The sequence below is a fragment of the Bradyrhizobium sp. USDA 336 genome (genome assembly GCF_044908355.1).
Lineage (GTDB): Bacteria > Pseudomonadota > Alphaproteobacteria > Rhizobiales > Xanthobacteraceae > Bradyrhizobium > Bradyrhizobium yuanmingense.
Window position 1 is genome coordinate 4,853,148 of the sequence record NZ_JBIYDC010000002.1, and the last position, 22,668, is coordinate 4,875,815.

Here is a 22,668-nt window from a genome sequence, read left to right on the forward strand (position 1 = left end):
GTATAGCGAACGCGGGTCGTGGCTCGGGGGGGCAGCAGCCACAGCTCGGGGATGTCCGATGTCAGGAAAATGGTGCCCAGGGGCGGAATCGAACCACCGACACTGCGATTTTCAGTCGCATGCTCTACCAACTGAGCTACCTGGGCGTGCTCCAAGAGAGGGGCCAAAGCCCATCGAGCGGGCGGTTTATAGTGGGCTCGGAGCGGCCTGTCCACCCGGCTTCGCCAAGTGGCTGCGCCGGGCGCGGCCCGTCTGTGCACAAGATCGGGCGGGGTTGCTGCGGCTGGTGAGGGGCGCCTCAGCGAGGCGATTAACGCTTTGATACAGCTTGATTATTCGACGTCGTCGGTTTCGTCGTCGCGGCCGGGGATAACGTAGGAGCCCTTCAGCCAGCGGTTCAGATCGACGTCGCGACAGCGCGAGGAGCAGAACGGACGGGTGGCCTGCGACTGCGGCTTGCCGCAGATCGGGCAGGTTTTGAGCGGGCCGGTGGGCTTGGTGACCTGGTCGTCCATGGATGTCGGCAGCTTACACGGGGTGACGGGGTTCAAGTGCCTGCCAGGAAGCGAGTTCCTGGTGCAGCCGCACATGCGCCGGGGCGCGGACCCGGCCGGGCCATTCTACTGTGCATGGGGTTGTTTTCGAGGTTTTGTCGGCGCGGCCGTTGGGCTCACTTGGGGCTCACACGGCGGTGGTATTGAGCCAGCCGAAGCGGATCGGAAAACCCTCGCCGCCGAGCAGCGTCGTGGTCTCGTAGAGCGGCAGGCCGACGACGTTGGTGTAGGACCCCACCATCTTGACCACGAAGGATCCGGCGATGCCCTGCACGGCGTAGCCGCCGGCTTTGCCGCGCCATTCGCCGGAGCCGATATAGGCCTGGATGTCGTCCTCGGAGAGGCGCTTGAAGCGCACGCGCGTCTCGACCAGGCGCTGGCGGAAGGCCTCGCGCGGCGTGACCAAGCAGATCGCGGTGTAGACGCGGTGGTTGCGGCCTGACAGCAGCCGCAGGCACTGCGCGGCTTCGTCCACGAGGTTCGCCTTCGGCAGGATGCGGCGGCCGACCGCCACCACCGTGTCCGCGGCGAGGACGAAGGCGCCGCGCAGCTCGTCGTCGAGCTGCACCGACTTCAGCGCAGCGTCGGCCTTGGCCCTGGCCAGCCGGTTGGCGCAGGCGCGCGGCAGCTCGCCCCGCTTCGGCGTCTCATCGACGTCGGCCGGCCGGAGCGCATCCGGCTCGATGCCGGCCTGGTTGAGCAGCGACAGCCGACGCGGCGAACCGGAGGCAAGTACGAATTTTGGGCGGCCGAGCATCAGGTGATTTGAGGGATGAGGCAGGGGTGAATTGCGCGCGGAACCTATCGGAAGGGGGCTGATTTCACAACCCGGGAACCGGAGTTTGGTGATTCGAGGTATCCGCCACGGCTGTGCCTGCTCTCTGTGACGCGGGTGTTACGGAGGGTCTCGTGTCCCGGACGCGGCGCGGCATGAAATGCTGCGACGCTGAGCCGGGACCCACGCCCGTGCGATGAGATGGGCCCCGGCTCTGCAGCGCATCGCGAAGACGCGCTGCACTGCGTCCGGGGCACGAGATCACCCGCTCGCCGCGCCGACCTTGGCGAAGCGCCGCCGGATGCGCATCAGGAGCTGATCGCAGACCTCGCGATAGGCAGCGAGCTTCTGGTCGCGGCTGCCTTCGATGGTGGTGGGATCCTGCGTCGGCCAGTATTCGACCTCGGCCGCGAGCGTTCGCGTCAGCTCCAGCGCCTTGTGATGCGCCTCGGGCGAGAGCGTGATGATGAGGTCGAAATTCAGTCCCTCCCAATCCTCCAGCTCCTCGAAGGTCTGCGGCTTGTGGCCGGAGATGTCCTGGCCGAGCTCGCCCATTACGGCGACGGCGAAGGGATCGATCTCGCCCTTCCTGGTGCCGGCCGACTTCACGTAGAGACCTTGCGGAAACATGTGCTGCAACAGGCTCTCGGCCATCGGCGAGCGCACGCTGTTCATCGCACAGGCGAACAGCACCGACTGAGGATCGCGTGCGCGTGGCGGATCCGCCATCGCGCTCAGCCTCTTTTGATAGAGGGCATGGCCTTGTCGGAAAACCGCTGCACACTTTTCCGGGCCATGCCCTAACCCTTCCAGTGCAGGACTGTAATGAGCGTGAACAGCCGGCGCGAGGTCTCGAAGTCGACCCGCACCTTGCCTTTCAGCCGCTCCTGAAGCGTGCGCGATCCCTCGTCATGGATGCCGCGGCGGCCCATGTCGATGGCCTCGATCTTGTCAGGGGTCGCGGTGCGGATCGCCTGGTAATAGCTGTCGCAGATCATGAAATAGTCCTTCACGATCCGCCGGAACGGCGTCAGCGAGAGCAGATGCGCGACGACAGGCGTGCCGTCCTCGCGGCGGATGTCGAACATCAGCCGGTTGCCGGTGATGCCGATATGCAGCGTGAACGGACCTTTCCCCTCCGCACCCTCGGGCGCAAACAGGTTCTGCTCGATCAGATCGTAGATCGCGATCGCCCTCTCGTGCTCGATGTCGGGCCCGGAACGGCCGATCGATTCCTCGTCGAGTGTGACGCCGACGATGCGATTGGTCGAGTCGTCCTGTGCGGGCGGCTTTGTCATGACAGATTGAGGCGCAATCCAATCGAGCGCGAATGGGCGTCCAGCCCCTCCGCCTTGCCGAGCGTCATCGCGGCAGGTCCCAGCGCACGCAATTGGTCGGGCCCGCATTTCAGGATCGAGGTGCGCTTCATGAAGTCGTGCACCGACAGGCCTGAGGAAAACCGCGCCGAGCGCGCCGTCGGCAGCACGTGATTGGAGCCGCCGACATAATCGCCGATCGCTTCGGGCGTGTGCGGTCCGAGGAACACCGCGCCGGCATTGCGGATCTTCGCAGCGAGCGCGTCGGGATCGACGGTCATGATCTCGAGATGCTCGGCCGCGATGGCGTCCGCGAGCGGGATGGCCTCGCCCAGGTTCTTCACCATGATGACGGCGCCGAAATCGGCCCAGGACGCGCTGGCGATCGCGGCGCGCGGCAGCGTCTTCAGCTGCGCCTCGACCGCCTTTTCGACGTCGGCGGCGAGGCGCGCGGACTCCGTGATCAGGATCGACTGCGCGCTGGAATCGTGCTCGGCCTGCGCCAAGAGGTCAGCGGCGATCCAGTCGGCATTGCCGCTGTCATCGGCAATGACGAGCACCTCCGAGGGGCCGGCGATCATGTCGATGCCGACCTTACCGAACACCAGCCGCTTGGCGGCGGCGACATAGGCATTGCCCGGGCCGACGATCTTGGCGACGGGCGCGATGGTCGCGGTGCCGTGCGCCAGCGCGGCGACGGCCTGCGCACCCCCGACACGATAGATCTCGGTGACGCCGCCGAGATGGGCGGCCGCCAGGACCAGCGGATTGAGCTTGCCGTCCGGCGAGGGCACCACCATGACGAGGCGCGAGACGCCGGCGACTTTCGCCGGCACTGCGTTCATCAGCACCGATGACGGATAGGCCGCCGTGCCGCCGGGGACGTAGAGGCCGGCGGATTCGATGGCGGTATAGCGCCAGCCGAGTTCGACGCCGAGCGGATCGGTGAAGCGCTCGTCTTTCGGCAGCTGGCGGCGGTGATAGGTCTCGATGCGGTCGCGCGCGAGCTTGAGCGCATCCAGCGTCGCAGGCTCGCAGGCCTTCACGGCGGCCTCGATCTCGGCGGCGGAGACGCGCAAGGAGGATGCGTCCAGCCTCAAGCGGTCGAACTTGGCCGTCGCCTCGAGCAGGGCGGCATCGCCGCGCTTGGCCACGTCGTCGACGATCGCGCGCGCAGCGGCTTCGACATCGGCCGAAGCCTCGCGCTTGGCGGCAAGGAAGGCGGCGAATCGCTGGTCGAAATCGGCGCTGCTGCGGTCGAGGCGAACGGGCATGTTTCGCTTGGCTTCTGGCTGGTCTTGAGGGGCGGGGCGTCGCACCAGGTCCCCTGCTCAATGGCGCGGCGGGGAAGCTGCGTCAACCCTCGGCAGATGCCGTTCCGGCCAGGGCCTGAGCCCGTTCCGGCTGGTATACGGCCGCTTCACCCCTCCCACTCGATTCCCGTGCCCAGCGTGTCGGCCCCGAGGTCGGTCAGCTCGCATTCCAGGCACTCGAGGTCCAGGCGGATGGCGCCGCCCTGGGCGAACAAAAGCAGGGCGCTGCCGCCGGGCTCCTCGGCGCGGCCGTCCTGGGGGTGAAATTCAATGCCGACGAGATCCAGGATCTTGTCCGGTGCGGCGAGGTCAATGTTGCGCGACTTGCAGGCGAGCACACGGTCGAAACGGAGCGCTGCGACCAGCCGGCGCGGCTCGGTCTGGCCCTCCAAGGTCTGCTCCCAGTCCAGCCGGCTCATTCCGACCACAAGCCGTTTCTCGCCCTGCCGCCAGATGATATCGGAAGCCTGGACGCGGGCGTCCTGGACATGGGTCGAGATCACGGCGAGGTCGTCGGCGTCGAGCGCGATCAGTTTGAGCTGGGGCGACATCGCCGCGCCTCTCCTTGAGTGGACGGGGCTCAACGCGCACGAGCCCCGAAATTTCCGCACAAGTTAAGCCCTGGCCCGGCTCGCCGCTACGCGGCGAGCCACCCTTTCCCACAACAAGGGAGGGTTAGAGTCGTGAAACCTCACTCCCGGAAAAACGCCAGGAGATCCGCGTTGATCGTCTCGGCATGCGTGGTCGGCATGCCGTGGGGGAATCCCTTGTAGGTCTTCAGAATGCCTTTCTTGAGCAGCTTGGCCGAGAGCGGCGCCGAGTCCGCGTATGGCACGATCTGGTCGTCGTCGCCATGCATCACCAGAACCGGCACGTTGATCTTCTTCAGATCCTCAGTGAAATCGGTTTGCGAGAACGCGACGATGCCGTCGTAATGCGCTTTCGCACCGCCCATCATGCCCTGGCGCCACCAGTTCTCGATCACGGCTTCCACTGGTTTGGCGCCGGGGCGGTTGTAGCCGTAGAACGGGCCGGCGGCGATGTCGCGGTAGAAGGCCGAGCGGCCGGCGGCGAGCTGGGTCTGGAAATCGTCGAACACGTTCTTCGGCAGGCCGCCGGGATTGGCCGCGGTCTGCACCATCAGCGGCGGCACCGCCGAGAGGATCGCGGCCTTCGCGACGCGACTCTCACCGTGACGGGCGATGTAGTGCACGACCTCGCCGCCGCCGGTGGAATGGCCGACATGGAAGGCGTTCTTGAGGTCGAGATGCGCGGTGAGCGCGGCGAGATCGTCGGCATAATGATCCATGTCGTGGCCGTCGGCGACCTGCGCCGAGCGGCCGTGGCCGCGGCGGTCATGGGCGATGACGCGATAGCCGCGCGTGACGAAGTACATCATCTGCGCGTCCCAATCGTCCGAGGACAGCGGCCAGCCATGGCTGAACACGATCGGCTGGCCCGAGCCCCAGTCCTTGTAGAAGATCTCGACGCCGTCTTTGGTGGTGATGGTGGGCATGGTGGGGGCTCCTTTCAATGAGAGACGTCATCCGGGACGCACGTCAGCGCGGACCCGGAATCTGAAGATTGTTAAATCGAGATTCTCAGGTGCGCGATTGCGCACCTGAGCTCATCGCTGCGCGATCCCCTGGAATGACGAGGGGGTGCCGATCAGGCAAACGCAAGGGGCTTGTAGCGGCGCCAGGCGCCGATGGTCAGCACGACGAAAAACACCAGCACGATGCCCTGCACCACGGCGAACACCGGCCCCGATGGCGGCGCCGGCGGCACGGCGGGCGCGAGCGCGGCAAGCGCGGGCACCTTCAGGAACGACTGGATCACCAGCACGAAGACATTGAAATAGAGCGAGATCATCGCGGTCACGATGTAGACCGGACGCCAGACGCCGGCGAGCTTCATGCCGTACAGCGCGAAACAGGCGATCGCGAGCAGCACCAGTGAGATGATGCCGATGATGTGCGAGGGCAGCAGCTCCTTGAATGGAAACAGGAAGCCGGTGGCGCTGGTGAGAATGGTGAACAGCAGGAAGATCGCAGTCAGGCCCGGCATCGACTTCGAGCCGAGCAGGCCGAACATCACGACGAGCCCGGCGACGATGGCAATCAGGCTGATGATGACATGGATTAGCGTGAGGGCGGGCAAACTCAAGCCAAGCATCATGACATCTCTCCTACACTCCGCGTTGAGGTGACGAGAATAGTATTACGGTCCTCATCGGATTACCACCTGCCTTGTCGTCACATGCATGAGCGCAGCCATGCGTCGTCGTGCGAAATCGACAAGCGCATGACTGATCTTTTTGCAGCGCTGTCACAAACGACGGCAGTTTGTGATCTGCGGGATTCAACGAAAGTTGAATCGATCCTTCACACGTTCTTGGTGTCGAAGATCAGGATGTCGGCGCCGCCGCTGGCGAATTTCGGCACGTCGGCACCGGTCGCCTTGCCTTCCTCGCTGGCAAAGGCGGCCTGGATGTCGGCGACGCTGTCGAAGGTGAGAATGGCGACGAGGTGGATTCCGGAAGGACCTGCGGGAGATGCGACCGGCCCCTTGCTGACGGCGTAGTTCTTCAGGCCGGGAAGCTTCTTGGCGAGCGGGATGTGCGTCTCGGCATAGTACTTGTCGAACGCGGCGGCATCCTTGGGTGTCTTGTACAGCACGACGATTTCAGCCATTTGGTCCTCCCGTTGAATCCTTGTTTTTTCGCGCGCGATTGGCCTCGCGACGAGGGGATAGTCTGTAGTTGTCGGCAAGATGGCAAGCCGGATTCGGCTTGCCATTGCCTGTCTTGTCCTTGCCTAAAGCGCCGGTTTTGCGGCGTCGCCGAGATAGCCGTGCAGGGAGGCCACGACCTGCGCGCCCTCGCCGATGGCGCCGCCGACGCGCTTGACCGAGCCGGAGCGAACGTCGCCGACGGCGTAGACGCCGGGCACGGAGGTCTCGAGCGGCGCGACCAGCTTGCCCTGGTTCTGCTCGGATTGCGCGCCCGTGACGACGAAGCCGCCGCGATCGAGCGTCACGCCGCAGCCGTCGAGCCAGGACGTGGCGGGATCGGCGCCGACGAACAGGAAGAGATTGCGAATGTCGGCCGAATCCTCGTCATCCGACAGCCGGCTCTTCCAGCGGATGCGCCGCAGTAGCGAGGCCTCGTCGCCCTCGAGCGCGGTGATCTCGGTGTTGAACATCAATTCGATGTTCGGGGTCGCTTCGATGCGCTCGATGAGATAGCGCGACATGCTGGCGCCCAAGCCGCCGCCGCGGATGATCATCAGCACGCGTTTGGCGTGGCCCGACAGGAACACCGCGGCCTGACCGGCCGAATTGCCGGCGCCGACCAGCGCCACCTCCTCGCCGGCGCAGAGCCGTGCCTCCACGGGCGATGCCCAGTACCAGACGCCGCGGCCCTCGAACTTGTCGAGGTTGGCGATGTCGGGACGGCGATAGCGCGCGCCGCTGGCGACCACCACCGAACGGGAGCGCAATGTCTCGCCGCAATCCAGCGCCAGCGCGAAGGTGCCGTTGACGCGCGAGCAATCCAGCGAGCTCACCGACATCGGAATCATGATGTCGGCGCCGAACTTCTGCGCCTGGGTGAAGGCGCGCCCAGCCAGCGCCTGGCCGGAGATGCCGGTCGGGAAGCCCAGATAGTTTTCGATGCGCGCGCTGGCGCCGGCCTGGCCGCCGAAGGCGCGGGTGTCGACGACCGCGACCGAGAGACCTTCGGACGCCGCATAGACCGCGGTGGCGAGCCCCGCCGGTCCGCAGCCGACGATGGCGACATCGTAGATGCGGTTGTCCTTGGCCCCGCCGATCATGCCGATGGCGCGGCCGAGCTCGGTCTCGCTGGGATTGCGCAGCACCGTGCCGCCGGCCGTGACGACGAGCGGCCAATCCTCCGGCTTCGGCGAATAGCGCGCGATCAGTTCGGCGGCGTCATGCTCGCTCTCGGGATCGAGCAGATGATGCGGCTGGCCATTGCGGGTGAGAAAGCCCTGCAGGCGCACCACGCCGGCGGAGTTCGAGGGCCCGATCAGCACGGGGCCGCCGATGCCGTCCTGGATCAGATTGACCCGACGCAGGATCAGCGCGCGCATGATGCGCTCGCCAAGCTCGGCTTCGGCCACCAGCAGCGCGCGCAGCCGGTCCGGCGGGACGAGCAGCACCTCGACATCGCCTTCGGCGCGGCCGTCGACCAGGGCCGGCCTGCCCGAGAGCTGGCCGAGCTCGGCCAGAAATTGCCCCGGCCCCTGATCGATCACCGGCGTGACGTGACCGAGACCGTCGCGCTGGGTGATGGCGACGTGGCCCGCCAGCACCACGAACATGCCGGGCCCGGGCTTGCCGGTCTCGAACAGCAACTCGCCGTCGGCATAGGTGCGGATTTCGCCGAAGTGCCTGATCCGTTCGATCTCGGCGGGGGTCAGCGCCGGAAAGGTCTGCTCGGGGCGGGTGAACCGCATCAGCTGCGCATCACGATCGGTTCGTTGTGTGTCGTCCTGCCCCATGGCCACTGCCTGCACTCCAAAATTTCCAGCCGCCGGCGTTCAACGAGAGGTCTTGCCGGCGGCCCCCTCATTTAGGGAACCATCGTCGTTCTGCGAGGGGTCGGTGATTGTGGCGCGTTCGCGCGCCTGAAGTTTCCGCCGCTTCAGGTTTTCGCGCAGCGCCGATTTCAGCCGGTCGTCCCGGGACGCCTTCGCCTGCCTCGCGCTCTTGTCAGTCTCGTCAGCCATCGCGGCTCCGTCCCAGCAACCGGCAGCAGGATGCCATCGAAGTGTGGCAGCTCAAGAGGCAACGCGATACGCCCATGTGAAACGCGAGATGGATCGAATCCGAACTCCAGGCCAACTGACCAGTTGGGCAGGGATATCAGACCCCGATCGGCGCGAACTCGGCCGGTTTGGGCGAAAACGGGCATTTTGGCGCCGATATCGGCCCGATTTTCTCGTTTTGGTCGGGCTAGCAAGCTTGCACAGGAGGGGGGCTTGTGGCAGATATCGGCCCGCTTGGTAGGCCCCTCGGGCGGCCGATTCTTGTCCCAGCACATGCTGCCGTAGCTCAGTGGTAGAGCACTCCATTGGTAATGGAGAGGTCGACAGTTCAATCCTGTCTGGCAGCACCAGCTCTCTCCATCGACGCGAGCCTTGTTGAACCTGGCCTTGCGCCTGTCAGCGAGACCGCAGGCACCCACGGATGCGATCGTGATCACACGTTCCCTGCCCTATGAAGGACTGCTCCACGAAATCGTCGAGCATAATGGCGTGCTCTATCTCGGCGGCATCGTCCCTGAAGATGCCGGGCTCGACATGGCGGGCCAGGCCGAGGATGTGCTGCGCCAGTTGAAGATCCTGCTCGAGGGAGCCGGCTCCGATCTGTCCTGCGTTCTCCAGGTGACGATCTTCATGGCCGACCTCACTGAGAAGGCCGCGTTCAACCAGGTGTGGAAGCGCTATTTCACCGCGGAGCATCTGCCGGCGCGTGCCGCGATCGGCGTTGCGGATCTCGGCCCGGGCGTCAAGCTGGAGCTGACGGCGATCGCCGCGCGCCGGTGATCCTCGAGCGACGGGCGAGAAGAGCAAGTTCCGTCATTTCGCCAGTTTTCCATACATGGCTCGGCATTCTCGCGGCCCGAAACGCCCGAGTTTTGCTCGTTTCCTTGTCCCCCTTCTATGAAGAGGGCGCAGGGAAGGCCGGGTGCCGGCTGGCACCCACGGTCCGCTGTGCGACAGCACACGCAGAAAACTGCACAGCGGCATACAGGTGAAGCCCAACACACGGCCTTCCCTGCGCAGTGGTTTGACGGCTTATGCCTGCTCTCCCCGGAGCCGAGTTCCTTCTGGCCTCCGTCACCTCGCGAATTGACGATGCCTCAAGGCCCGGTTGAGCCGAGATGCATCTCCGCAAGGCTTGACCGTAGCAACGACGGTCAGGACCACACGGTTTTGCCGTACGCAGCTTCCGGCTCCGCCAAGAGGCTTCGCCGGATGTTGGCGCCGTCCGTTCCGCACGCTGTGAGACCTCACGAGGTTCATCTCGCCCTGGTCCCGCCCCGCGTGCCCGACGCAGCCGCGTCCACCGCACCCTGGCCCTCGTTCGTGACGACGTACGATCGCCCCTCGCCCTGGGCCGGGATGCGCGATGGATACCGCAATTCCGAATTTCGGTAAAGTGGAATATTTTCGCGGGAGGGGTTGACGGGGCTGCGCGGAGGGGCGTTGTTTTGCCCGACGGGACAGAAGCGTTGCGATCCTTCCGGTTGCGGCTCTTCAAAAGATGCGGTCACACGGCACGTTGACCCCTCATTTCATGGTGATAGTCTTTCCGCTCGCGACCTGTCCGGGAGGACACAATGGGATGGTTCGACCGCCTGTTTGGAAGGATGTCGGAGCCGACGATTCCTCTCCTTGCGAGATTTCGGCGGAAGTCAAAAGCGCCGACCGATCCTGATCTTCTGAAAATCGCCAAGGACCGGAAGGGGCATGTTTCCCGCAGAGCCGTCAGGGACGAGTATAATCGGCTGGTCCTGGAGAAGTACGCGCACGACAAGTCGTGATGCGCGTCGAGGATCTCAGTAGCCCGTAGGATGGGCTGAGCGAAGCGAAACCCATCTGCTCCTTGTCGAGCCACGAAACATGATGGGTTTCGCAAGGGCTCTACCCATCCTACGCACTGCGCACCATCAATGGTCGCCCTTCATTTGCAGTGCTGCGAAGCGGTCGTCCGAACGGCGCAACCGCCGGCATAGCTCGCGATTGATGTTCTGCAGGACGATCACGTAGGCGTGGATGTCAGCCTTGTAGCAGGCATAGAGCTTTTGGGCCGTCAGCTCGTACAGCACGGTCGGCGCCTCCGCGATAACAGTGGCGGAACGGTTCTGCATTTCGATCAGCGTCATCTCGCCGAAGAAATCGCCAGGCTCCAAACGCGATATCGGGATGACCCTGCCCGCATGCGTGCGTTTGCTCACCGCCAGCCGGCCGGACTTGACGATGAACATCGAACGTCCCGGCTCACCCTCGGCCACAACGGTCGCGTCGGCTTCGAAGCGGCGCTCGACCAGCATCGAGATCAAGAGGTCGAGGCCTGCCTCCGAAAGCCCGCCGAAGAACGGCGTCGCCAGCAGGAACGCTTTCAGATCGGGGGCCGTGACGGTCATCGCGCGAGGTTACGCCCGGTCGAAGGCTGCGGCAAGCTAAGCGGTGCAGCCAGGTTCCGTCATTGCGAGCGTAGCGAAGCAATCCACGAATGTGTCCGCGGAAACAGTCTGGATTGCTTCGTCGCAAGGGCTCCTCGCAATGACGCGGCGAGAAATTTCACCTCTCGACTCTGGACCACTGCCGCGCGCAGCGAAACCCATCAGACTCGTGCGGTGGCGAAGATGATGGGTTTCGCAAGTGCTCTATCCATCCTACGGGCCGCACAGTGCGAGCTATTGGGGCCGGTGGCCCCTGATCGCGTGCGCGCGCGCAGCGCAGGTGATGCGACCGTCCGCATGCGCCGGCAGGCTTGCACGCACCCGCGCGATGAGGGTCTCGACGTCTGCGGGCCTCATGGCGGCAACGGAAGGCCGGAGCGCGGGGGACTTCAGACTGATTGCCCAGAAGTCATCGAAATCTGAAAACGTTCGTTGCACCGTAATCTCTCGCGTTTGCACGTCCTCGAGACCTGCTCCTCGCCACAGGTCCCGCAACGCTTCCATGCGAGAGGCGTCCATCCGTGGCGGGCGCGTTGCCGGAATGCCCATTGCCTTCATCTCGTCATAGATCGGGTCGAGCGGAAAGCCGCCACCCAACATGTCCCACATATACGTCATGACCGCACCGCCGGGGACAACGACCCGCACCATTTCGCTGACGCCCCTGGCGGGATCCGGAACGAACACCAGAACCAACGCCATCACAGCCGCATCGAAGCTGGCGTCGGCGAAAGCAAGTGCCATCGCATCGCCCTGGTGAAACTTTGCCACGCGCGCCGCAGGTCGCGTGCGCGCAAAAGCAAGCTGCTCGGCCGAGGGGTCAATGCCCTGGACCTCGGCGGGGCTGCAGCGCTCGACCAGGAGTTCAGTGAAGGCGCCGTTGCCGCAGCCGATGTCGATCCAACGCAAGCCTGCAGGAGGCGCCAGCCAATCAAGGAATATCTCGCCGGCGAACCGGCTCCAGATTCCCATCATCTGCTCGTAGGCGGCACCATCGTCGAAGCGAATGGTCTGCTCTGCCATGTCGAGATCCTCCCGGCCCGATGACGATGCTTGGCGCGCGCCATTCTGCGCACAAGAGATGGGACTGGGGAAGTCCTGGAACTGACCTGATCCGCCGGATTATTGCCGCGCGACATTCTCCCCGCGCGGCGTCTTTCGCTTCCGCCACACCTGCAGGTCAATCATGACTTTCACCGTCGCCGCGAGGACGAGCGCACAGAGCGCCGCCTTCGAGATTGTCTCCATCGTCCCCTCTATCAGCAGGCAATGGACCACGCTGCCTGCGACGATGACGATGGCGAGGGGAATATGGATGATGCGCCAGGTTCGCGGCCGCAATCCCAACCGCCTTCGCAGCAGAGCCAGGAATGCAACCGCGAAGATGGCCCACATCGCGGTCACGCCGAAGGGAGAGAACGGCGTCGGCGATGAGAAGGTCAGTGCGTCGACCATGTCGGGCGGGCTGGTGATCCAGAGGCCGGCGACATGGATCAGAATGGCCAGAACAAGCGCGCCGCCGATCCAGTGATGGGCGCGCCTGCCGCGATAGGCCGACAATCGCGGCAGGTAGCCGCCGATCAGCAAGGGCTGCACGAGCACGAGACCGAGGGCGATGATCCCGGCGAAGCCGGCGATAATGTAGACAGGATCGCGCCATGCCAGCTGCTCGCTGGCTGCAGCAAGCGCAACCGGCACGCCGATCGCCAAGCCAAGGGCGCCCCAGATCAGGGGCGCCCGGGCCGATCTCCATCGCGTCATCTGCAAGTCGGGTTCAAGCCGGCTGCAGCACGAAGTGCGCCTCGAGGCTGGTCTCCTTGGCGCTCCGCATCACCGGCCGCAGGAAGACGGTCTTGAACTCGCCGCTGTCATAGGCGAGGTGGCCGTGCGGCTGGCCGAAGATCGGAATGATCTGCGGCATCTCCAGCCGGAACCTGCCGTCCTTGTCGGTGAGCGTTGCGCCGTGGCTCTGCGGCTCGTGCTCCCGCCCTTCGACGGTGTGCGCCCAGATCTGGATGCGCTGTCCGGCCAGCGGAGCCCCGTCGCCGGCGCGGCGCACGGTGCCGCTCATCCAGAAACCGCCCTTGCCGATCCGCTCCACGATCGCCGCGCCCTTGCGGTAATTGTTCGCGCCGCCCGACATCGACTCGGTCGGTGCGAGGCCGCTCGCACGGGCGGGCAGCAGAAGGCCGGGAGCGCCGGTTGCCAGAAGGCCCGTTGCGAGGACGGAGCCGCCGGCAGCGAGGAGGTTGCGACGGGTGAATACGACCGTGGTCATGTCAGTTCCTCCTGGCAGCAGCGCAGCTGCCTCCCGCAAGCTACATTACCAGATGTAAAACGCCCAGTTGGCGCGAGGGGCGCCAGGGCCTGCAATAACAGTGTTGTGAACGGCCGTCTTCGCGGCGTGCATCTCTCAGATGAGCTGACAAGAGGGGCCCGCAAGTGCTCTACCTATTCTGCGCGCTGCCACTACATGTGTCCTGCAAGCGCGCACCGTCACGCGGCCCCTCCACACCGGCAGCCCTCCATGATCCCCTTCTCCGTGCTCGACCTCGCACCCATTCGCCAGGGCGGCGACGCGGCGCAGGCGTTCCGTAATTCGCTCGATCTGGCCCGGCATGCCGAGACGTGGGGCTTCAAGCGGTTCTGGCTGGCCGAGCATCACAACATGACGGGCATCGCGAGCGCGGCGACGTCGGTGGTGATCGGCCACATCGCGGGCGGAACGAAAACGATCCGCGTCGGCTCCGGCGGGATCATGCTGCCGAACCATTCGCCGCTGGTCATCGCCGAGCAGTTCGGCACGCTGGAATCGCTCTATCCCGGACGGATCGATCTCGGGCTCGGGCGGGCGCCGGGCACCGACCAGTTCACCGCGCGGGCGCTGCGTCGCGACCTCGCCACCACGTCCGAGAACTTTCCGCATGACGTGCTGGAGCTGCAGGCGCTGCTCGGCGACGTGCAGCCGAACCAGGCGATCCGCGCCGTGCCCGGCATGGGGACCAAGGTGCCGCTGTGGATCTTGGGCTCGAGCACCTTTGGCGCGCAGCTTGCCGCGATGCTGGGGCTGCCGTTCGCGTTCGCTTCGCATTTCGCGCCGCAGATGATGATGCCGGCGCTGCGCGAATATCGTGCGCGCTTCGAGCCCTCGGCGCAGCTCGACAAGCCCTATGCGATGATCGGCGTCAACGTGTTCGCGGCCGACAGCGATGAAGAGGCACAGCGGATGTTCTCCTCGCTGCAGCAGCAATTCATCAACCTGCGCCGCGGCACGCCGGGGCCGTTGCCGCCGCCGGTGGAGGACATGGACGCGTTGTGGTCGCCGGCCGAGAAGGCCGGCGTTGCGCACGCGCTGTCATGCTCGGCGGTCGGGTCGCCCGATGTGGTCGAAGCGAAGCTGAAGGCGCTGATCACTGAAGCCGGCGCGGACGAATTGATGACGACGGGGCAGATCTACGACCATACGGCGCGGCTGCGCTCGTTCGAGATCGCCGCGGAGGTGCGGGACCGGCTGGCGGCGTCGCCTAATCGCTGAACCGGCCCCGGCTGAACAGCGTGAGATTGCAGGCTCCGCAATGGCGTCCTAAACTCGGGATATGGAAGGGTAGCGCAGCGCCGATCCCTCAAGGCCTGATCGGAGGATCAACGATGGATATGATCCGAAGCCGCGCCTTCGAGTTCATCGAGACGGTGCAAGTGCTTTCCGACGCCGCGAGTGTCCTGGACGCCATGGGACGCATGCTCGGCCAGTACGGCGCCGACCAGTTCTGTTGCGCCTATGTCGCCCCGCTCTCGACCGAAACCCCGCGCGAGGCCGTTCTCGCCCATCAGCTGCCGCGCGGCTTTCTGGATATGTACTCCACCGAGCAGTACGTCTGGGACGATCCGGCGCTGCGCCATTGCAAGACGACACTGCGCCCGTTCCGATGGCTCAGGGAAGCGCCGTTCGATCCGATCCGGGAGCCGCGCGCGGTCGAACTGGTTCGCCGCGCCCGCGACTTCGGGCTGAACGACGGCGTGATGGTCCCGATCGCTTCACCCGCCAACCGCATCGGTCATATATTCTTCGGCGGCCGCGCGATCGACCTGCCGGAGCGTGATCTGGCGGCTCTCCATCTCATGGCGCTTTATGCCTTCGACCGGGCGCTGACGCTGCGCGGCCAGCCCGAGGCGCGGACACTCGCGCTGTCTCTGCGAGAGTGCGAGGTGCTGACTCTGGCCGCAATCGGACGATCCACCGAAGACATCGCCGACGCCCTGGCGATCACGCCGCGCACCGTGAAGGCGCACGTCAAGAGCTGCTGCAAGAAGCTCGGCGCGACCACCCGCACGCAGGCCGTGATGATCGCCATGCGCGACCGGATGATCTCGCCCTGAGCCGTAGTGCTGCGGGTCGTCGTTTGCGCATGAACTTTTCGGAAAACCGCACCGCCCTTGTCCGGAGCATGCTTTAGTCCGGAAAGCCGAACAGCTTGGCCGGATTGTGCACCAGGATCTTCTCCAGCTCCGCCTGGTCGGGCGCGTAGCGGTACATCAGCTCGAGCAGATCGGCATCGTTCGGCGGCTGCTTCACCGAGACCGGATGCGGCCAGTCGCTGGCCCAGACGCAGCGGTCGGGGGCGGCCTCGATATACGCGCGCGCGATCGGGATCACGTCGTCGTAAGGAGGACCGGCCTTCGAGGTCTTCTCGCCGAGCGAGAGCATGACCCAGAAATTGCCCTTGGCGAGCAGCTCCAGCATCTTGCGAAGGTTCGGATCGTTCCTGCCGGCCTCGGGGTCGGGCCGCGCCATGTGGTCGATCAGCACGGGCACGTCGAGATCTTCGTATTTGGCGACGCTCGAGACGATGCCGTCCTTCTCAGGCTGGATCTTGACGTACCAGCCGAGCTCGCGGATGCGGGCGATGGCGCGGGCGAAATCGGCGTCCGACAGTACGGCGCCGAGCTCCTGGCGGAAGCTGAAGCGCGCGCCGCGCACCCCGGCGTCATGCAGTTTTGCGAGATAGGCGTCGCTGGCTTCCGCGAACACCAGCGCATTGGCGCAGCCGCGATAGTTCGGGCCCATCGCGGCAAGGCCGTCGAGCACGACGGCATGGTCCGCGCCGTAGGTCGTGGTCTGCACGATGATGCCGCGCTCGATGCCGAGCGTCTTGTGCATGCGCAGCGCCGCGTCCCAGGTCGCCGTCGGCATCCGATAGGCGGCGCCGGGACGCTCAGGATATTTCTCGATCGGCCCCAGCACGTGGAACTGGCTGTCGATGGACTTCGGCGGCGGCGCCTTGATCGGGCGGCGCGGGTTGGGGTCGAACGGCAGATAGGTCGGCATGGAAGCGCTCCCTCAGTCGATCACGGCGGTGAAGTCGCATTGCACCAGCGCGCCGCCATCCATGTTGTCCATCGGCAGCGCGTGGCGTGCGGGGCGCGAATGCTCGTCCGGAAACATCTTCAGCCATTCGACATTGACCGGGCCGCGATTGCCGCGATCCTTCAGCCACACCGTCATCTTGATGATGTCGGAGGTCGAGCCGCCGGCGGCCTCCACCGTCGCCTTCATATGCGCGAACATGTTGGCGCATTGGGCGTCCAGACTTTCGGGCATCGCATTGGTCCCGGGGTCGCGACCGAGGATGACACCGGACATCACGAGATTGCCGATGCGGCAGGCGTTCGGAATCGGGTTGACGTGCTTGAAGCCGCCGATGTGGACGCTCCTGCGCCGCGTTTGACCACTCATGGTGCGCTCCCTTTGTGTTGTTGCTTCAGACGAACTGGCACGACACCGAGCCGAAGGCACCGTAATCGGCATGGAAAGTGTCGCCGCGGCGGATGTCGACGGGCCGCGTGAACGATCCCGCCAGCACGACCTCGCCGGCTTTGAGATGCTCGTCATGCGGCGCGAGGCGGTTGGCGAGCCAGGCGATGCCGTTGGCGGGGTGATTGAGCACGCCGGCGGCAAGCCCAGTCTCCTCGACCTCGCCGTTGCGGAACAGCAATGCGCCGATCCAGCGCAGGTCCGCATCCATCGGGCGGATCGGCCGGCCGCCGAGCACCAGCGCGGCATTTGCCGCGTTATCCGAGATCGTGTCCATGACCTTGCGCGTCTTGCCCGTTTCGGGGTCGACGCGGTGCATGCGCGTCTCCAGGATCTCCAGCGCAGGCGTGACGTAGTCGGTGGCGTTGAGCACGTCGAAAATGGTGCAGTCGGGCCCGCGCAGCGGCGCCTTCAGCACGAAGGCGAGCTCGACCTCGATGCGCGGCGCGTGGAAGCGGTCGAACGGAACAGGCGTGGCATCGGCATAGAACATGTCGGCGAACAGTACGCCGTAATCGGGCTCGTTGATGCCGACCGCGTTCTGCATCGCCTTCGAGGTCAGGCCGATCTTGTGGCCCTTGATGATTCGGCCGCGGCCGAGCTGGAGTTTCGTCCAGGCGCGCTGGACCGCGTAGGCATCCTCGATGCTGAACTCCGGATAGTCCTTGGTGAACATCGGGATCAGCGTCTTGGTGCGCTCGGCTTCGTCGAGGCGCGCGGCGAGGCGTTCGATCGTGGCGGAATCCAGCATCGTTTACTGCTCCGCCGCCACGGTGTTGCGCAGCACGCCGATGCGACTGGACTCGACCTCGACGACGTCGCCGTCCCTCAGCCAGCGTGGCGGATCGAACCGCGCGCCCGCGCCGGTCGGCGTGCCTGTCACGATCATGTCGCCGGGCTTGAGGGTCGCGAAGGTCGAGAGATAAGAGATCAGGAAGTCGAACGGGAACATCAGCCGCTCGGTGGTGTCCTGCTGGCGCAGCTCGCCGTTGACGCGCGTCATGATGTCGTGCGGCCCGCGCGGGTCGAGCTCGTCGGCGGTGACGATCCACGGGCCGATGCTGCCGGACCGATCGAAGTTCTTGCCCTGCGTGACGTTGAACTTGCCGTGGCGCAGCCAGTCGCGGATCGTGCCCTCGTTGCACAAGGTCATGCCGAAGATGTGCGACCAAGCCTTGTCGCGCGGAATGTGGCGGCCGCCCTGCCCGATCACGATGACGAGCTCGCCTTCATAGTCGAGCTGATCGGACACCTTGGGCTTCTCGATCGGCTGACCGGAGCCCGTCATCGAGGACATGCTGCGCACGAACAGGCTGGGGTATTTGGGCAGGTCGGAATTGTCTTTATACTCCGCATTGCGCTCGGCGTAGTTGACGCCGATGCACCAGAGCTTCTCCGGCGCCAGCACCGGCGGCAACAGGACGAGCTTGTCCAGCGTGTAATCGGGCTTCTGGCCCGCGATGGCCTCCTGCGCTTCGGCGAGTGCATTGGCCGCGATCAGCGCCTTCACATCCGAATAGTCGCGGCCGATGCGCCTGGTCAGATCGACCACGCCGCCGTCCACGGCCGCGCCATAGCGCGTCTCGCCGTCCAGCAGATAGCTCAGCAGTCGCATTGTATGTCCTCCGATGATCTTGGGGCGGCGGCCGGCGATGAGGCCCGCACGCTCAGTCTTTCGACTTGGGAGTCTGGAACACGCTGCCCAGCGTCACGATCTCGCCGAGGCGGGCGTAGCGCGGGCCACCGATGCGCGCGATCGGGTCGAGCGCCCTGGTCTCGACCTTGCCGTCGTTGACGAGACCGTCGCGCAAATGGAACAGCACGACCTCGCCGACGATGAGCCGGCTCTTGGCGTCACCGAATTCGAGGCACTGCCGGAAACGGCACTCCATCGCGACCGGCGCGGCGGCAAGCCGCGGCACCTTGATGCGCTCGCTCGCGAGCGTCTCCAGGCCGAGATGCTCCACCTCGCTGATTTCAGGCGGATGCTCGACCGAGCTGTCGTGCACGGCATTCATCAGCGGCGTATCCGCGATGTGGATCACATATTCCCCGGTGTCGAGGATGTTGTGCGCGGTGTCCTTGTAGTCGTCGCCCTTGCGGCCGACGCTGATGGCGAGCATCGGCGGCTTCTGCGAGACGAAGGTGAAGGCGCTGAACGGAGCGAGATTGAGCACGCCCGTAGCTGACAGGCTCGTCACCCAGGCGATCGGGCGCGGCACCACGATGCCGGTCATCAGGCGGTAGATGCGCTCGGCGCCGAGCTCGGTCGGATCGATCCGCATCGATCAATCCGCCCTGATATTGGCCTTGCGCACCACCGGAATCCACTTGGCGTCCTCGCGCTCGAGATAGGCCCTGAATTCGGCCGGCGTCATCGGCGTGGCTTCGCCGCCGAGCTTTTCGAACTTGTCGACCACGGCGGGGTCCTTGAGAATCGCGACCAGCGTCTCGTGCAGCTTCTCGACGATGGGCGCAGGCGTGCCAGCGGGCGCGAACAGGCCGGTGAAGGTCTGGCCGTCGAAATCCTTGTAGCCGAGCTCGGCGAAGGTCGGCACGTCGGGCAGCGACTTCAATCGATGCGGTGAGGTGACGGCGAGCGCGCGGAACAGGCCGGCCTTGATGTGCTGGAGGCTGACCGTGAGCTGGTCGAAGGCGAACTGCACCTGACCGCCCAGGAGATCGTTGATGGCCGGCGCATTGCCGCGATAATGCGCCGTGACCCATTGCAGCTCGAGGCTGGACTGCATCAGCTCGCTGAGCAGGTGGTTCGTGGTACCGGGGCCGGGCGAGGCCATGGTCAGCTTGCCGGGCTCGCGCTTGGCGAGGTCGAGAAACTCCTTGAGCGTGGTCGCCTGCACCGAGGGATGAACCTCGAGCACCAGCGGCGTCATCGAAATCGTCGAGATCGGGAGGAAGTCTTTCTTCCAATTATAGGCGTCGCGCTTGTTGATCTCGGTCGCGAACAGCACCGGGCCGTTGGCGCCGACGAACAGGGTGTAGCCGTCGGGCGCCGACTTCGCGAAGGCTTCGCCCGCGATCATGCCGCCGGCACCTGCCTTGTTCTCGATGACGAAGGGTTGGCCGAGCTTTTCCTGGAGCTTGTCGGCGACGATGCGCGCGGCGCTGTCGACATTGCCGCCGGCGGGATAGGGCACGATCAGCTTGACGTTGCGCGCCGGCCATTGCTGGCCGGAGGCGGGTCCCGCCAACATTGCGGCTGCTGCAGCGATGGCAATCCAGATTAATCTCATGTTAACCTCCCGGCGGCGCTTCAAATTCCATATCGGGTGCAGATGACGTCGTGCATGGCATCCCGATCGGAGCGCAATCTCCAGATGCGTGCTTGCCCTGTCGAGGGAATTGTGGCGTTCTTGTCCATATTATGGACAAGAGGCGCGTAACGAAATCGGCTCGCAGCGCCGTGGAACCGCGAGAGGGCGCGCAGGCGATCCGGCGCGCACTCGCGGTGCTGCGCATCCTGGCCGCAGGACGCGAGGACGGTGTGCCATTGGCCGAGGTGGTCCGCACCACGGGCCTCACCCGCCCCACCGTGCATCGCATCGTCCACGTGCTGATCGAGGAAGGCATCGTCGAGCGGCACGGCAGGAGCGGCCGCTACGCGATCGGCAACCAGGTGCCGGAGCTGGCGCTGGCGCGTCCGCGGCCATCGCGGCTCCTGGTCGCCGCAAATCCGTCGCTGCAGCGCGCGTCAGCCGCGATCGGCGACACGCTGTTCCTGACGGTGCGCACCGGCAACGACACGCTGTGCGTCGATCGCCGGATCGGGGTCTATCCGATCCAGGTGCTGTCGATCGAGGTCGGCGCGCGGCGGCCGCTCGGCGTCTCCAGCGCCGGCGTTGCCATCCTCGCCGCGATGCCGGCGCAGGAGGCGCGCAAGATCGTCGCGGCGAACGAGAAGCGGTTCGAGGCCTACCGGACCGACGTCGCGACCGTGCTCGGCCAGGTCACCGCCGCCAGGCGGCTCGGATACGGCATGAGAGAGATCGGACTGGTGCAGGGGACGAAATCGATCTCGACCTGGATCAAGACGCCGGACGGGCAACCGGCTGCAGCGATGACCGTCTCCGCCGTTCGCACGCGGCTCGGGCCAAGGCGCGAGCAGGAGGTCGCGGAGATCCTGCTGCGCGAGGCGCGGATGATCGAGCAGGCTATTCGCGGCAATCTTGGCTAGTGCACGATAGCCTGCGACGGCGTCATGGCCGGGCTTGTCCCGGCCATCCACGCCTTCCAGCGGCACGAAAGACGTGGATGCCCGGGACAAGCCCGGGCATGACGACCTCTTGTGTGGGCTGTCAATGGGCTGACGTACCGCTCCGTTTTATGGCACAACGCGCCATCGCCGACCGACCAACGAGGCCACGCATGCCCGCGCCGAAACCGCCTGCCTTCGAGACCCTGAGCCTGCATGCGGGCCAGCATCCGGATCCCACGACCGGCGCCCGGGCGGTGCCGATCTACCAGACCACGTCCTACGTGTTCCAGGATTCCGATCACGCCGCCGCGCTGTTCAACCTGGAGCGCGCCGGCCACATCTATACGCGCATCTCCAATCCGACCACCGGCGTGCTGGAGGAGCGGCTTGCGGCGCTGGAAGGCGGCGTCGGCGCGATCTGCACGGCGAGCGGCCAGGCGGCGCTGCACCTGGCCATCGCCACGCTGCTCAATGCCGGCGACCACATCGTGGCATCGAGCTCGCTCTACGGCGGCACCATCAATTTGCTGGCGCACACGCTGCCCCGCTTCGGCATCACCACGACGTTCGTGAAACCACGCGATCACGACGCATTCCGCGCGGCGATCAAACCGAACACGAAGCTCGTGATCGGCGAGACCATCGGCAACCCCGGGCTCGAGGTGCTCGACATCCCGAAGGTTGCGGCGATCGCGCATGAGGCCAAGATTCCGCTTCTGATCGACAACACCTTCGCCACGCCCTATCTCAGCCGCCCGATCGAGCTCGGTGCCGACATCGTGATGCATTCGGCGACCAAATGGATCGGCGGCCACGGCATCGCGATCGGCGGCGCCATCGTCGACGGCGGCCGCTTCGACTGGCGCTCCTCCGGCAAGTTCGGCGTGTTGACCGAGCCCTATGGCGGCTATCACGGCATCGTCTTCGACGAGCAGTTCGGCACCGCCGCCTTCATCATGCGCGCGCGCACGGAAGGCCTGCGCGATTTCGGCGCCTGCCTGTCGCCGACCAACGCGTTCCAGCTGCTCCAGGGCGTCGAGACGCTCGGCGTGCGCATGGACCGCCATATGCAGAACACGCATCTGGTGCTGGAGGCGCTGAAGTCCAACAAGGCCGTGGACTGGGTGCTGCACCCGTCGCTCGAGGACCATACGGACTACCAGCTCGCAAAGACGCTGCTGCCGCGCGGTGCCGGCTCGATCGTCTCCTTCGGCATCAAGGGCGGCCGGCCCGCGGGACGCAAGTTCATCGAGAGCTTGCGCATGATCAGCCATCTCGCCAATGTCGGCGACGCCAAGACGCTGGTGATCCATCCGGCCTCGACCACGCATCAGCAGATGGACGCCGAGCAACTCAAAGCGGCCGGCATCGGCGAGGAGCTGGTGCGGCTCTCGGTCGGCATCGAGACCGCAAGCGACATCATCGACGACCTCAACCAAGCGCTGCGCATCTCGCAAAAGGCCTGACAC

General features: G+C 65.5%; 27 protein-coding genes and 2 tRNA genes. 7 read left to right on the plus strand and 22 right to left on the minus strand.

Annotated elements, in window-relative coordinates; genetic code table 11:
• Positions 1-70 precede the first annotated feature (70 nt).
• From ABIA45_RS23725 to ABIA45_RS23780, 12 genes are all read right to left on the minus strand, one after another.
• Positions 71-146, minus strand: a tRNA-Phe gene (locus ABIA45_RS23725).
• Between the two features lie 186 nt (positions 147-332).
• Positions 333-515 (minus strand): DNA gyrase inhibitor YacG, encoded by a 183-nt coding sequence (gene yacG / locus ABIA45_RS23730; protein ID WP_157283262.1) that lies wholly within the window; start codon positions 513-515, stop codon positions 333-335.
• Positions 516-681: 166 nt separating this feature from the next.
• Positions 682-1,311: a Maf-like protein gene (locus ABIA45_RS23735; protein ID WP_157283263.1), complete on the minus strand. Its 630-nt coding sequence runs from the start codon at positions 1,309-1,311 to the stop codon at positions 682-684.
• A 279-nt stretch (positions 1,312-1,590) separates the two neighbouring features.
• On the minus strand, positions 1,591-2,058 hold the full coding sequence (locus tag ABIA45_RS23740; RefSeq protein ID WP_404653878.1) for a low molecular weight phosphatase family protein: 468 nt from the start codon (positions 2,056-2,058) through the stop codon (positions 1,591-1,593).
• Between the two features lie 71 nt (positions 2,059-2,129).
• Positions 2,130-2,627 carry a UPF0262 family protein gene (locus ABIA45_RS23745; RefSeq protein WP_157283264.1) on the minus strand — a complete coding sequence of 166 codons (498 nt, stop codon included), beginning with the start codon at positions 2,625-2,627 and terminating at the stop codon, positions 2,130-2,132.
• Positions 2,624-3,919: a histidinol dehydrogenase gene (gene hisD / locus ABIA45_RS23750; protein ID WP_404653880.1), complete on the minus strand. Its 1,296-nt coding sequence runs from the start codon at positions 3,917-3,919 to the stop codon at positions 2,624-2,626. Before hisD ends, ABIA45_RS23745 begins: the two co-directional genes overlap by 4 nt.
• Before the next feature lie 146 nt (positions 3,920-4,065).
• Positions 4,066-4,509: a DUF2948 family protein gene (locus tag ABIA45_RS23755; RefSeq protein ID WP_404653882.1), complete on the minus strand. Its 444-nt coding sequence runs from the start codon at positions 4,507-4,509 to the stop codon at positions 4,066-4,068.
• A gap of 140 nt (positions 4,510-4,649) precedes the next feature.
• The gene (locus ABIA45_RS23760) at positions 4,650-5,474 is read right to left on the minus strand and encodes an alpha/beta fold hydrolase (protein WP_404653884.1); all 825 of its coding nucleotides are present in this window, start codon (positions 5,472-5,474) and stop codon (positions 4,650-4,652) included.
• 152 nt (positions 5,475-5,626) lie between these two features.
• Positions 5,627-6,136 (minus strand): hypothetical protein, encoded by a 510-nt coding sequence (locus ABIA45_RS23765; protein WP_404653885.1) that lies wholly within the window; start codon positions 6,134-6,136, stop codon positions 5,627-5,629.
• Between the two features lie 206 nt (positions 6,137-6,342).
• On the minus strand, positions 6,343-6,651 hold the full coding sequence (locus ABIA45_RS23770; protein WP_157283268.1) for an EthD family reductase: 309 nt from the start codon (positions 6,649-6,651) through the stop codon (positions 6,343-6,345).
• A gap of 123 nt (positions 6,652-6,774) precedes the next feature.
• Positions 6,775-8,481 carry an FAD-dependent oxidoreductase gene (locus ABIA45_RS23775; protein ID WP_404655733.1) on the minus strand — a complete coding sequence of 569 codons (1,707 nt, stop codon included), beginning with the start codon at positions 8,479-8,481 and terminating at the stop codon, positions 6,775-6,777.
• Between the two features lie 39 nt (positions 8,482-8,520).
• Positions 8,521-8,709, minus strand: a complete 189-nt coding sequence (locus ABIA45_RS23780) for a hypothetical protein (RefSeq protein ID WP_404653886.1) — start codon at positions 8,707-8,709, stop codon at positions 8,521-8,523.
• A gap of 314 nt (positions 8,710-9,023) precedes the next feature.
• Here ABIA45_RS23780 and ABIA45_RS23785 point away from each other — a divergent pair.
• The 3 genes from ABIA45_RS23785 to ABIA45_RS23795 all read left to right on the plus strand — a co-directional run bounded on the left by ABIA45_RS23785 (position 9,024) and on the right by ABIA45_RS23795 (position 10,529).
• Positions 9,024-9,098 (plus strand) — tRNA-Thr (locus tag ABIA45_RS23785).
• 79 nt (positions 9,099-9,177) lie between these two features.
• Positions 9,178-9,528 carry a RidA family protein gene (locus ABIA45_RS23790; RefSeq protein ID WP_404653888.1) on the plus strand — a complete coding sequence of 117 codons (351 nt, stop codon included), beginning with the start codon at positions 9,178-9,180 and terminating at the stop codon, positions 9,526-9,528.
• A 797-nt stretch (positions 9,529-10,325) separates the two neighbouring features.
• Entirely contained in the window at positions 10,326-10,529 is a 204-nt protein-coding gene (locus ABIA45_RS23795) for a hypothetical protein (protein WP_036026980.1), read from the plus strand.
• 126 nt (positions 10,530-10,655) lie between these two features.
• Here the strand turns inward: ABIA45_RS23795 and ABIA45_RS23800 are convergent, their stop codons facing one another.
• The 4 genes from ABIA45_RS23800 to ABIA45_RS23815 all read right to left on the minus strand — a co-directional run bounded on the left by ABIA45_RS23800 (position 10,656) and on the right by ABIA45_RS23815 (position 13,449).
• Complete coding sequence (locus ABIA45_RS23800) at positions 10,656-11,132, minus strand: Crp/Fnr family transcriptional regulator (RefSeq protein WP_157283270.1); 477 nt, start codon at positions 11,130-11,132, stop codon at positions 10,656-10,658.
• A 273-nt stretch (positions 11,133-11,405) separates the two neighbouring features.
• The gene (locus ABIA45_RS23805; protein WP_404544147.1) at positions 11,406-12,194 is read right to left on the minus strand and encodes a class I SAM-dependent methyltransferase; all 789 of its coding nucleotides are present in this window, start codon (positions 12,192-12,194) and stop codon (positions 11,406-11,408) included.
• A gap of 99 nt (positions 12,195-12,293) precedes the next feature.
• Positions 12,294-12,932, minus strand: coding sequence for a ferric reductase-like transmembrane domain-containing protein (locus ABIA45_RS23810; protein WP_404653890.1), 639 nt, complete (start codon positions 12,930-12,932; stop codon positions 12,294-12,296).
• Between the two features lie 13 nt (positions 12,933-12,945).
• Positions 12,946-13,449 carry a Twin-arginine translocation pathway signal gene (locus ABIA45_RS23815; protein WP_271539266.1) on the minus strand — a complete coding sequence of 168 codons (504 nt, stop codon included), beginning with the start codon at positions 13,447-13,449 and terminating at the stop codon, positions 12,946-12,948.
• A gap of 249 nt (positions 13,450-13,698) precedes the next feature.
• Here ABIA45_RS23815 and ABIA45_RS23820 point away from each other — a divergent pair, with 249 nt between their 5' ends.
• Both ABIA45_RS23820 and ABIA45_RS23825 read left to right on the plus strand, forming a co-directional pair.
• Entirely contained in the window at positions 13,699-14,706 is a 1,008-nt protein-coding gene (locus ABIA45_RS23820; RefSeq protein WP_404653891.1) for an LLM class flavin-dependent oxidoreductase, read from the plus strand.
• 113 nt (positions 14,707-14,819) lie between these two features.
• Positions 14,820-15,548 carry an autoinducer binding domain-containing protein gene (locus ABIA45_RS23825; protein ID WP_404653893.1) on the plus strand — a complete coding sequence of 243 codons (729 nt, stop codon included), beginning with the start codon at positions 14,820-14,822 and terminating at the stop codon, positions 15,546-15,548.
• A gap of 73 nt (positions 15,549-15,621) precedes the next feature.
• Here the strand turns inward: ABIA45_RS23825 and ABIA45_RS23830 are convergent, their stop codons facing one another.
• The 6 genes from ABIA45_RS23830 to ABIA45_RS23855 are packed head-to-tail and all read right to left on the minus strand — an operon-like array spanning position 15,622 to position 20,237.
• On the minus strand, positions 15,622-16,497 hold the full coding sequence (locus ABIA45_RS23830; RefSeq protein ID WP_404653895.1) for an amidohydrolase family protein: 876 nt from the start codon (positions 16,495-16,497) through the stop codon (positions 15,622-15,624).
• A gap of 12 nt (positions 16,498-16,509) precedes the next feature.
• Positions 16,510-16,905, minus strand: coding sequence for a RidA family protein (locus ABIA45_RS23835; RefSeq protein WP_404653897.1), 396 nt, complete (start codon positions 16,903-16,905; stop codon positions 16,510-16,512).
• Between the two features lie 25 nt (positions 16,906-16,930).
• Entirely contained in the window at positions 16,931-17,734 is an 804-nt protein-coding gene (gene hpaH / locus ABIA45_RS23840; RefSeq protein ID WP_404653899.1) for a 2-oxo-hept-4-ene-1,7-dioate hydratase, read from the minus strand.
• Between the two features lie 3 nt (positions 17,735-17,737).
• Positions 17,738-18,598 (minus strand): fumarylacetoacetate hydrolase family protein, encoded by an 861-nt coding sequence (locus ABIA45_RS23845; RefSeq protein ID WP_404653900.1) that lies wholly within the window; start codon positions 18,596-18,598, stop codon positions 17,738-17,740.
• Positions 18,599-18,650: 52 nt separating this feature from the next.
• A complete protein-coding gene (locus ABIA45_RS23850) occupies positions 18,651-19,268 on the minus strand; it encodes a flavin reductase family protein (protein WP_404544167.1) in 618 nt (205 codons plus the stop codon).
• Between the two features lie 3 nt (positions 19,269-19,271).
• A complete protein-coding gene (locus tag ABIA45_RS23855; RefSeq protein WP_225189545.1) occupies positions 19,272-20,237 on the minus strand; it encodes a tripartite tricarboxylate transporter substrate binding protein in 966 nt (321 codons plus the stop codon).
• A gap of 131 nt (positions 20,238-20,368) precedes the next feature.
• On the opposite strand from ABIA45_RS23855, the gene ABIA45_RS23860 reads away from it, so the two are divergent.
• Both ABIA45_RS23860 and ABIA45_RS23865 read left to right on the plus strand, forming a co-directional pair.
• The gene (locus ABIA45_RS23860; RefSeq protein WP_404653902.1) at positions 20,369-21,178 is read left to right on the plus strand and encodes an IclR family transcriptional regulator; all 810 of its coding nucleotides are present in this window, start codon (positions 20,369-20,371) and stop codon (positions 21,176-21,178) included.
• Positions 21,179-21,369: 191 nt separating this feature from the next.
• On the plus strand, positions 21,370-22,665 hold the full coding sequence (locus tag ABIA45_RS23865; protein WP_275498436.1) for an O-acetylhomoserine aminocarboxypropyltransferase: 1,296 nt from the start codon (positions 21,370-21,372) through the stop codon (positions 22,663-22,665).
• Positions 22,666-22,668 lie beyond the last annotated feature (3 nt).

Excerpts from the sequence above, each read along its gene's own strand:
- yacG (WP_157283262.1), bottom strand. The coding sequence starts at position 515 with ATGGACGACCAGGTCACCAAGCCCACCGGCCCGCTCAAAACCTGCCCG.
- ABIA45_RS23735 (WP_157283263.1), bottom strand. The coding sequence starts at position 1,311 with ATGCTCGGCCGCCCAAAATTCGTACTTGCCTCCGGTTCGCCGCGTCGG.
- ABIA45_RS23740 (WP_404653878.1), bottom strand. The coding sequence starts at position 2,058 with ATGGCGGATCCGCCACGCGCACGCGATCCTCAGTCGGTGCTGTTCGCC.
- ABIA45_RS23745 (WP_157283264.1), bottom strand. The coding sequence starts at position 2,627 with ATGACAAAGCCGCCCGCACAGGACGACTCGACCAATCGCATCGTCGGC.
- hisD (WP_404653880.1), bottom strand. The coding sequence starts at position 3,919 with ATGCCCGTTCGCCTCGACCGCAGCAGCGCCGATTTCGACCAGCGATTC.
- ABIA45_RS23755 (WP_404653882.1), bottom strand. The coding sequence starts at position 4,509 with ATGTCGCCCCAGCTCAAACTGATCGCGCTCGACGCCGACGACCTCGCC.
- ABIA45_RS23760 (WP_404653884.1), bottom strand. The coding sequence starts at position 5,474 with ATGCCCACCATCACCACCAAAGACGGCGTCGAGATCTTCTACAAGGAC.
- ABIA45_RS23765 (WP_404653885.1), bottom strand. The coding sequence starts at position 6,136 with ATGATGCTTGGCTTGAGTTTGCCCGCCCTCACGCTAATCCATGTCATC.
- ABIA45_RS23770 (WP_157283268.1), bottom strand. The coding sequence starts at position 6,651 with ATGGCTGAAATCGTCGTGCTGTACAAGACACCCAAGGATGCCGCCGCG.
- ABIA45_RS23775 (WP_404655733.1), bottom strand. The coding sequence starts at position 8,481 with ATGGGGCAGGACGACACACAACGAACCGATCGTGATGCGCAGCTGATG.
- ABIA45_RS23780 (WP_404653886.1), bottom strand. The coding sequence starts at position 8,709 with ATGGCTGACGAGACTGACAAGAGCGCGAGGCAGGCGAAGGCGTCCCGG.
- ABIA45_RS23795 (WP_036026980.1), top strand. The coding sequence starts at position 10,326 with ATGGGATGGTTCGACCGCCTGTTTGGAAGGATGTCGGAGCCGACGATT.
- ABIA45_RS23800 (WP_157283270.1), bottom strand. The coding sequence starts at position 11,132 with ATGACCGTCACGGCCCCCGATCTGAAAGCGTTCCTGCTGGCGACGCCG.
- ABIA45_RS23805 (WP_404544147.1), bottom strand. The coding sequence starts at position 12,194 with ATGGCAGAGCAGACCATTCGCTTCGACGATGGTGCCGCCTACGAGCAG.
- ABIA45_RS23810 (WP_404653890.1), bottom strand. The coding sequence starts at position 12,932 with ATGACGCGATGGAGATCGGCCCGGGCGCCCCTGATCTGGGGCGCCCTT.
- ABIA45_RS23815 (WP_271539266.1), bottom strand. The coding sequence starts at position 13,449 with ATGACCACGGTCGTATTCACCCGTCGCAACCTCCTCGCTGCCGGCGGC.
- ABIA45_RS23820 (WP_404653891.1), top strand. The coding sequence starts at position 13,699 with ATGATCCCCTTCTCCGTGCTCGACCTCGCACCCATTCGCCAGGGCGGC.
- ABIA45_RS23825 (WP_404653893.1), top strand. The coding sequence starts at position 14,820 with ATGGATATGATCCGAAGCCGCGCCTTCGAGTTCATCGAGACGGTGCAA.
- ABIA45_RS23830 (WP_404653895.1), bottom strand. The coding sequence starts at position 16,497 with ATGCCGACCTATCTGCCGTTCGACCCCAACCCGCGCCGCCCGATCAAG.
- ABIA45_RS23835 (WP_404653897.1), bottom strand. The coding sequence starts at position 16,905 with ATGAGTGGTCAAACGCGGCGCAGGAGCGTCCACATCGGCGGCTTCAAG.
- hpaH (WP_404653899.1), bottom strand. The coding sequence starts at position 17,734 with ATGCTGGATTCCGCCACGATCGAACGCCTCGCCGCGCGCCTCGACGAA.
- ABIA45_RS23845 (WP_404653900.1), bottom strand. The coding sequence starts at position 18,598 with ATGCGACTGCTGAGCTATCTGCTGGACGGCGAGACGCGCTATGGCGCG.
- ABIA45_RS23850 (WP_404544167.1), bottom strand. The coding sequence starts at position 19,268 with ATGCGGATCGATCCGACCGAGCTCGGCGCCGAGCGCATCTACCGCCTG.
- ABIA45_RS23855 (WP_225189545.1), bottom strand. The coding sequence starts at position 20,237 with ATGAGATTAATCTGGATTGCCATCGCTGCAGCAGCCGCAATGTTGGCG.
- ABIA45_RS23860 (WP_404653902.1), top strand. The coding sequence starts at position 20,369 with ATGGACAAGAGGCGCGTAACGAAATCGGCTCGCAGCGCCGTGGAACCG.
- ABIA45_RS23865 (WP_275498436.1), top strand. The coding sequence starts at position 21,370 with ATGCCCGCGCCGAAACCGCCTGCCTTCGAGACCCTGAGCCTGCATGCG.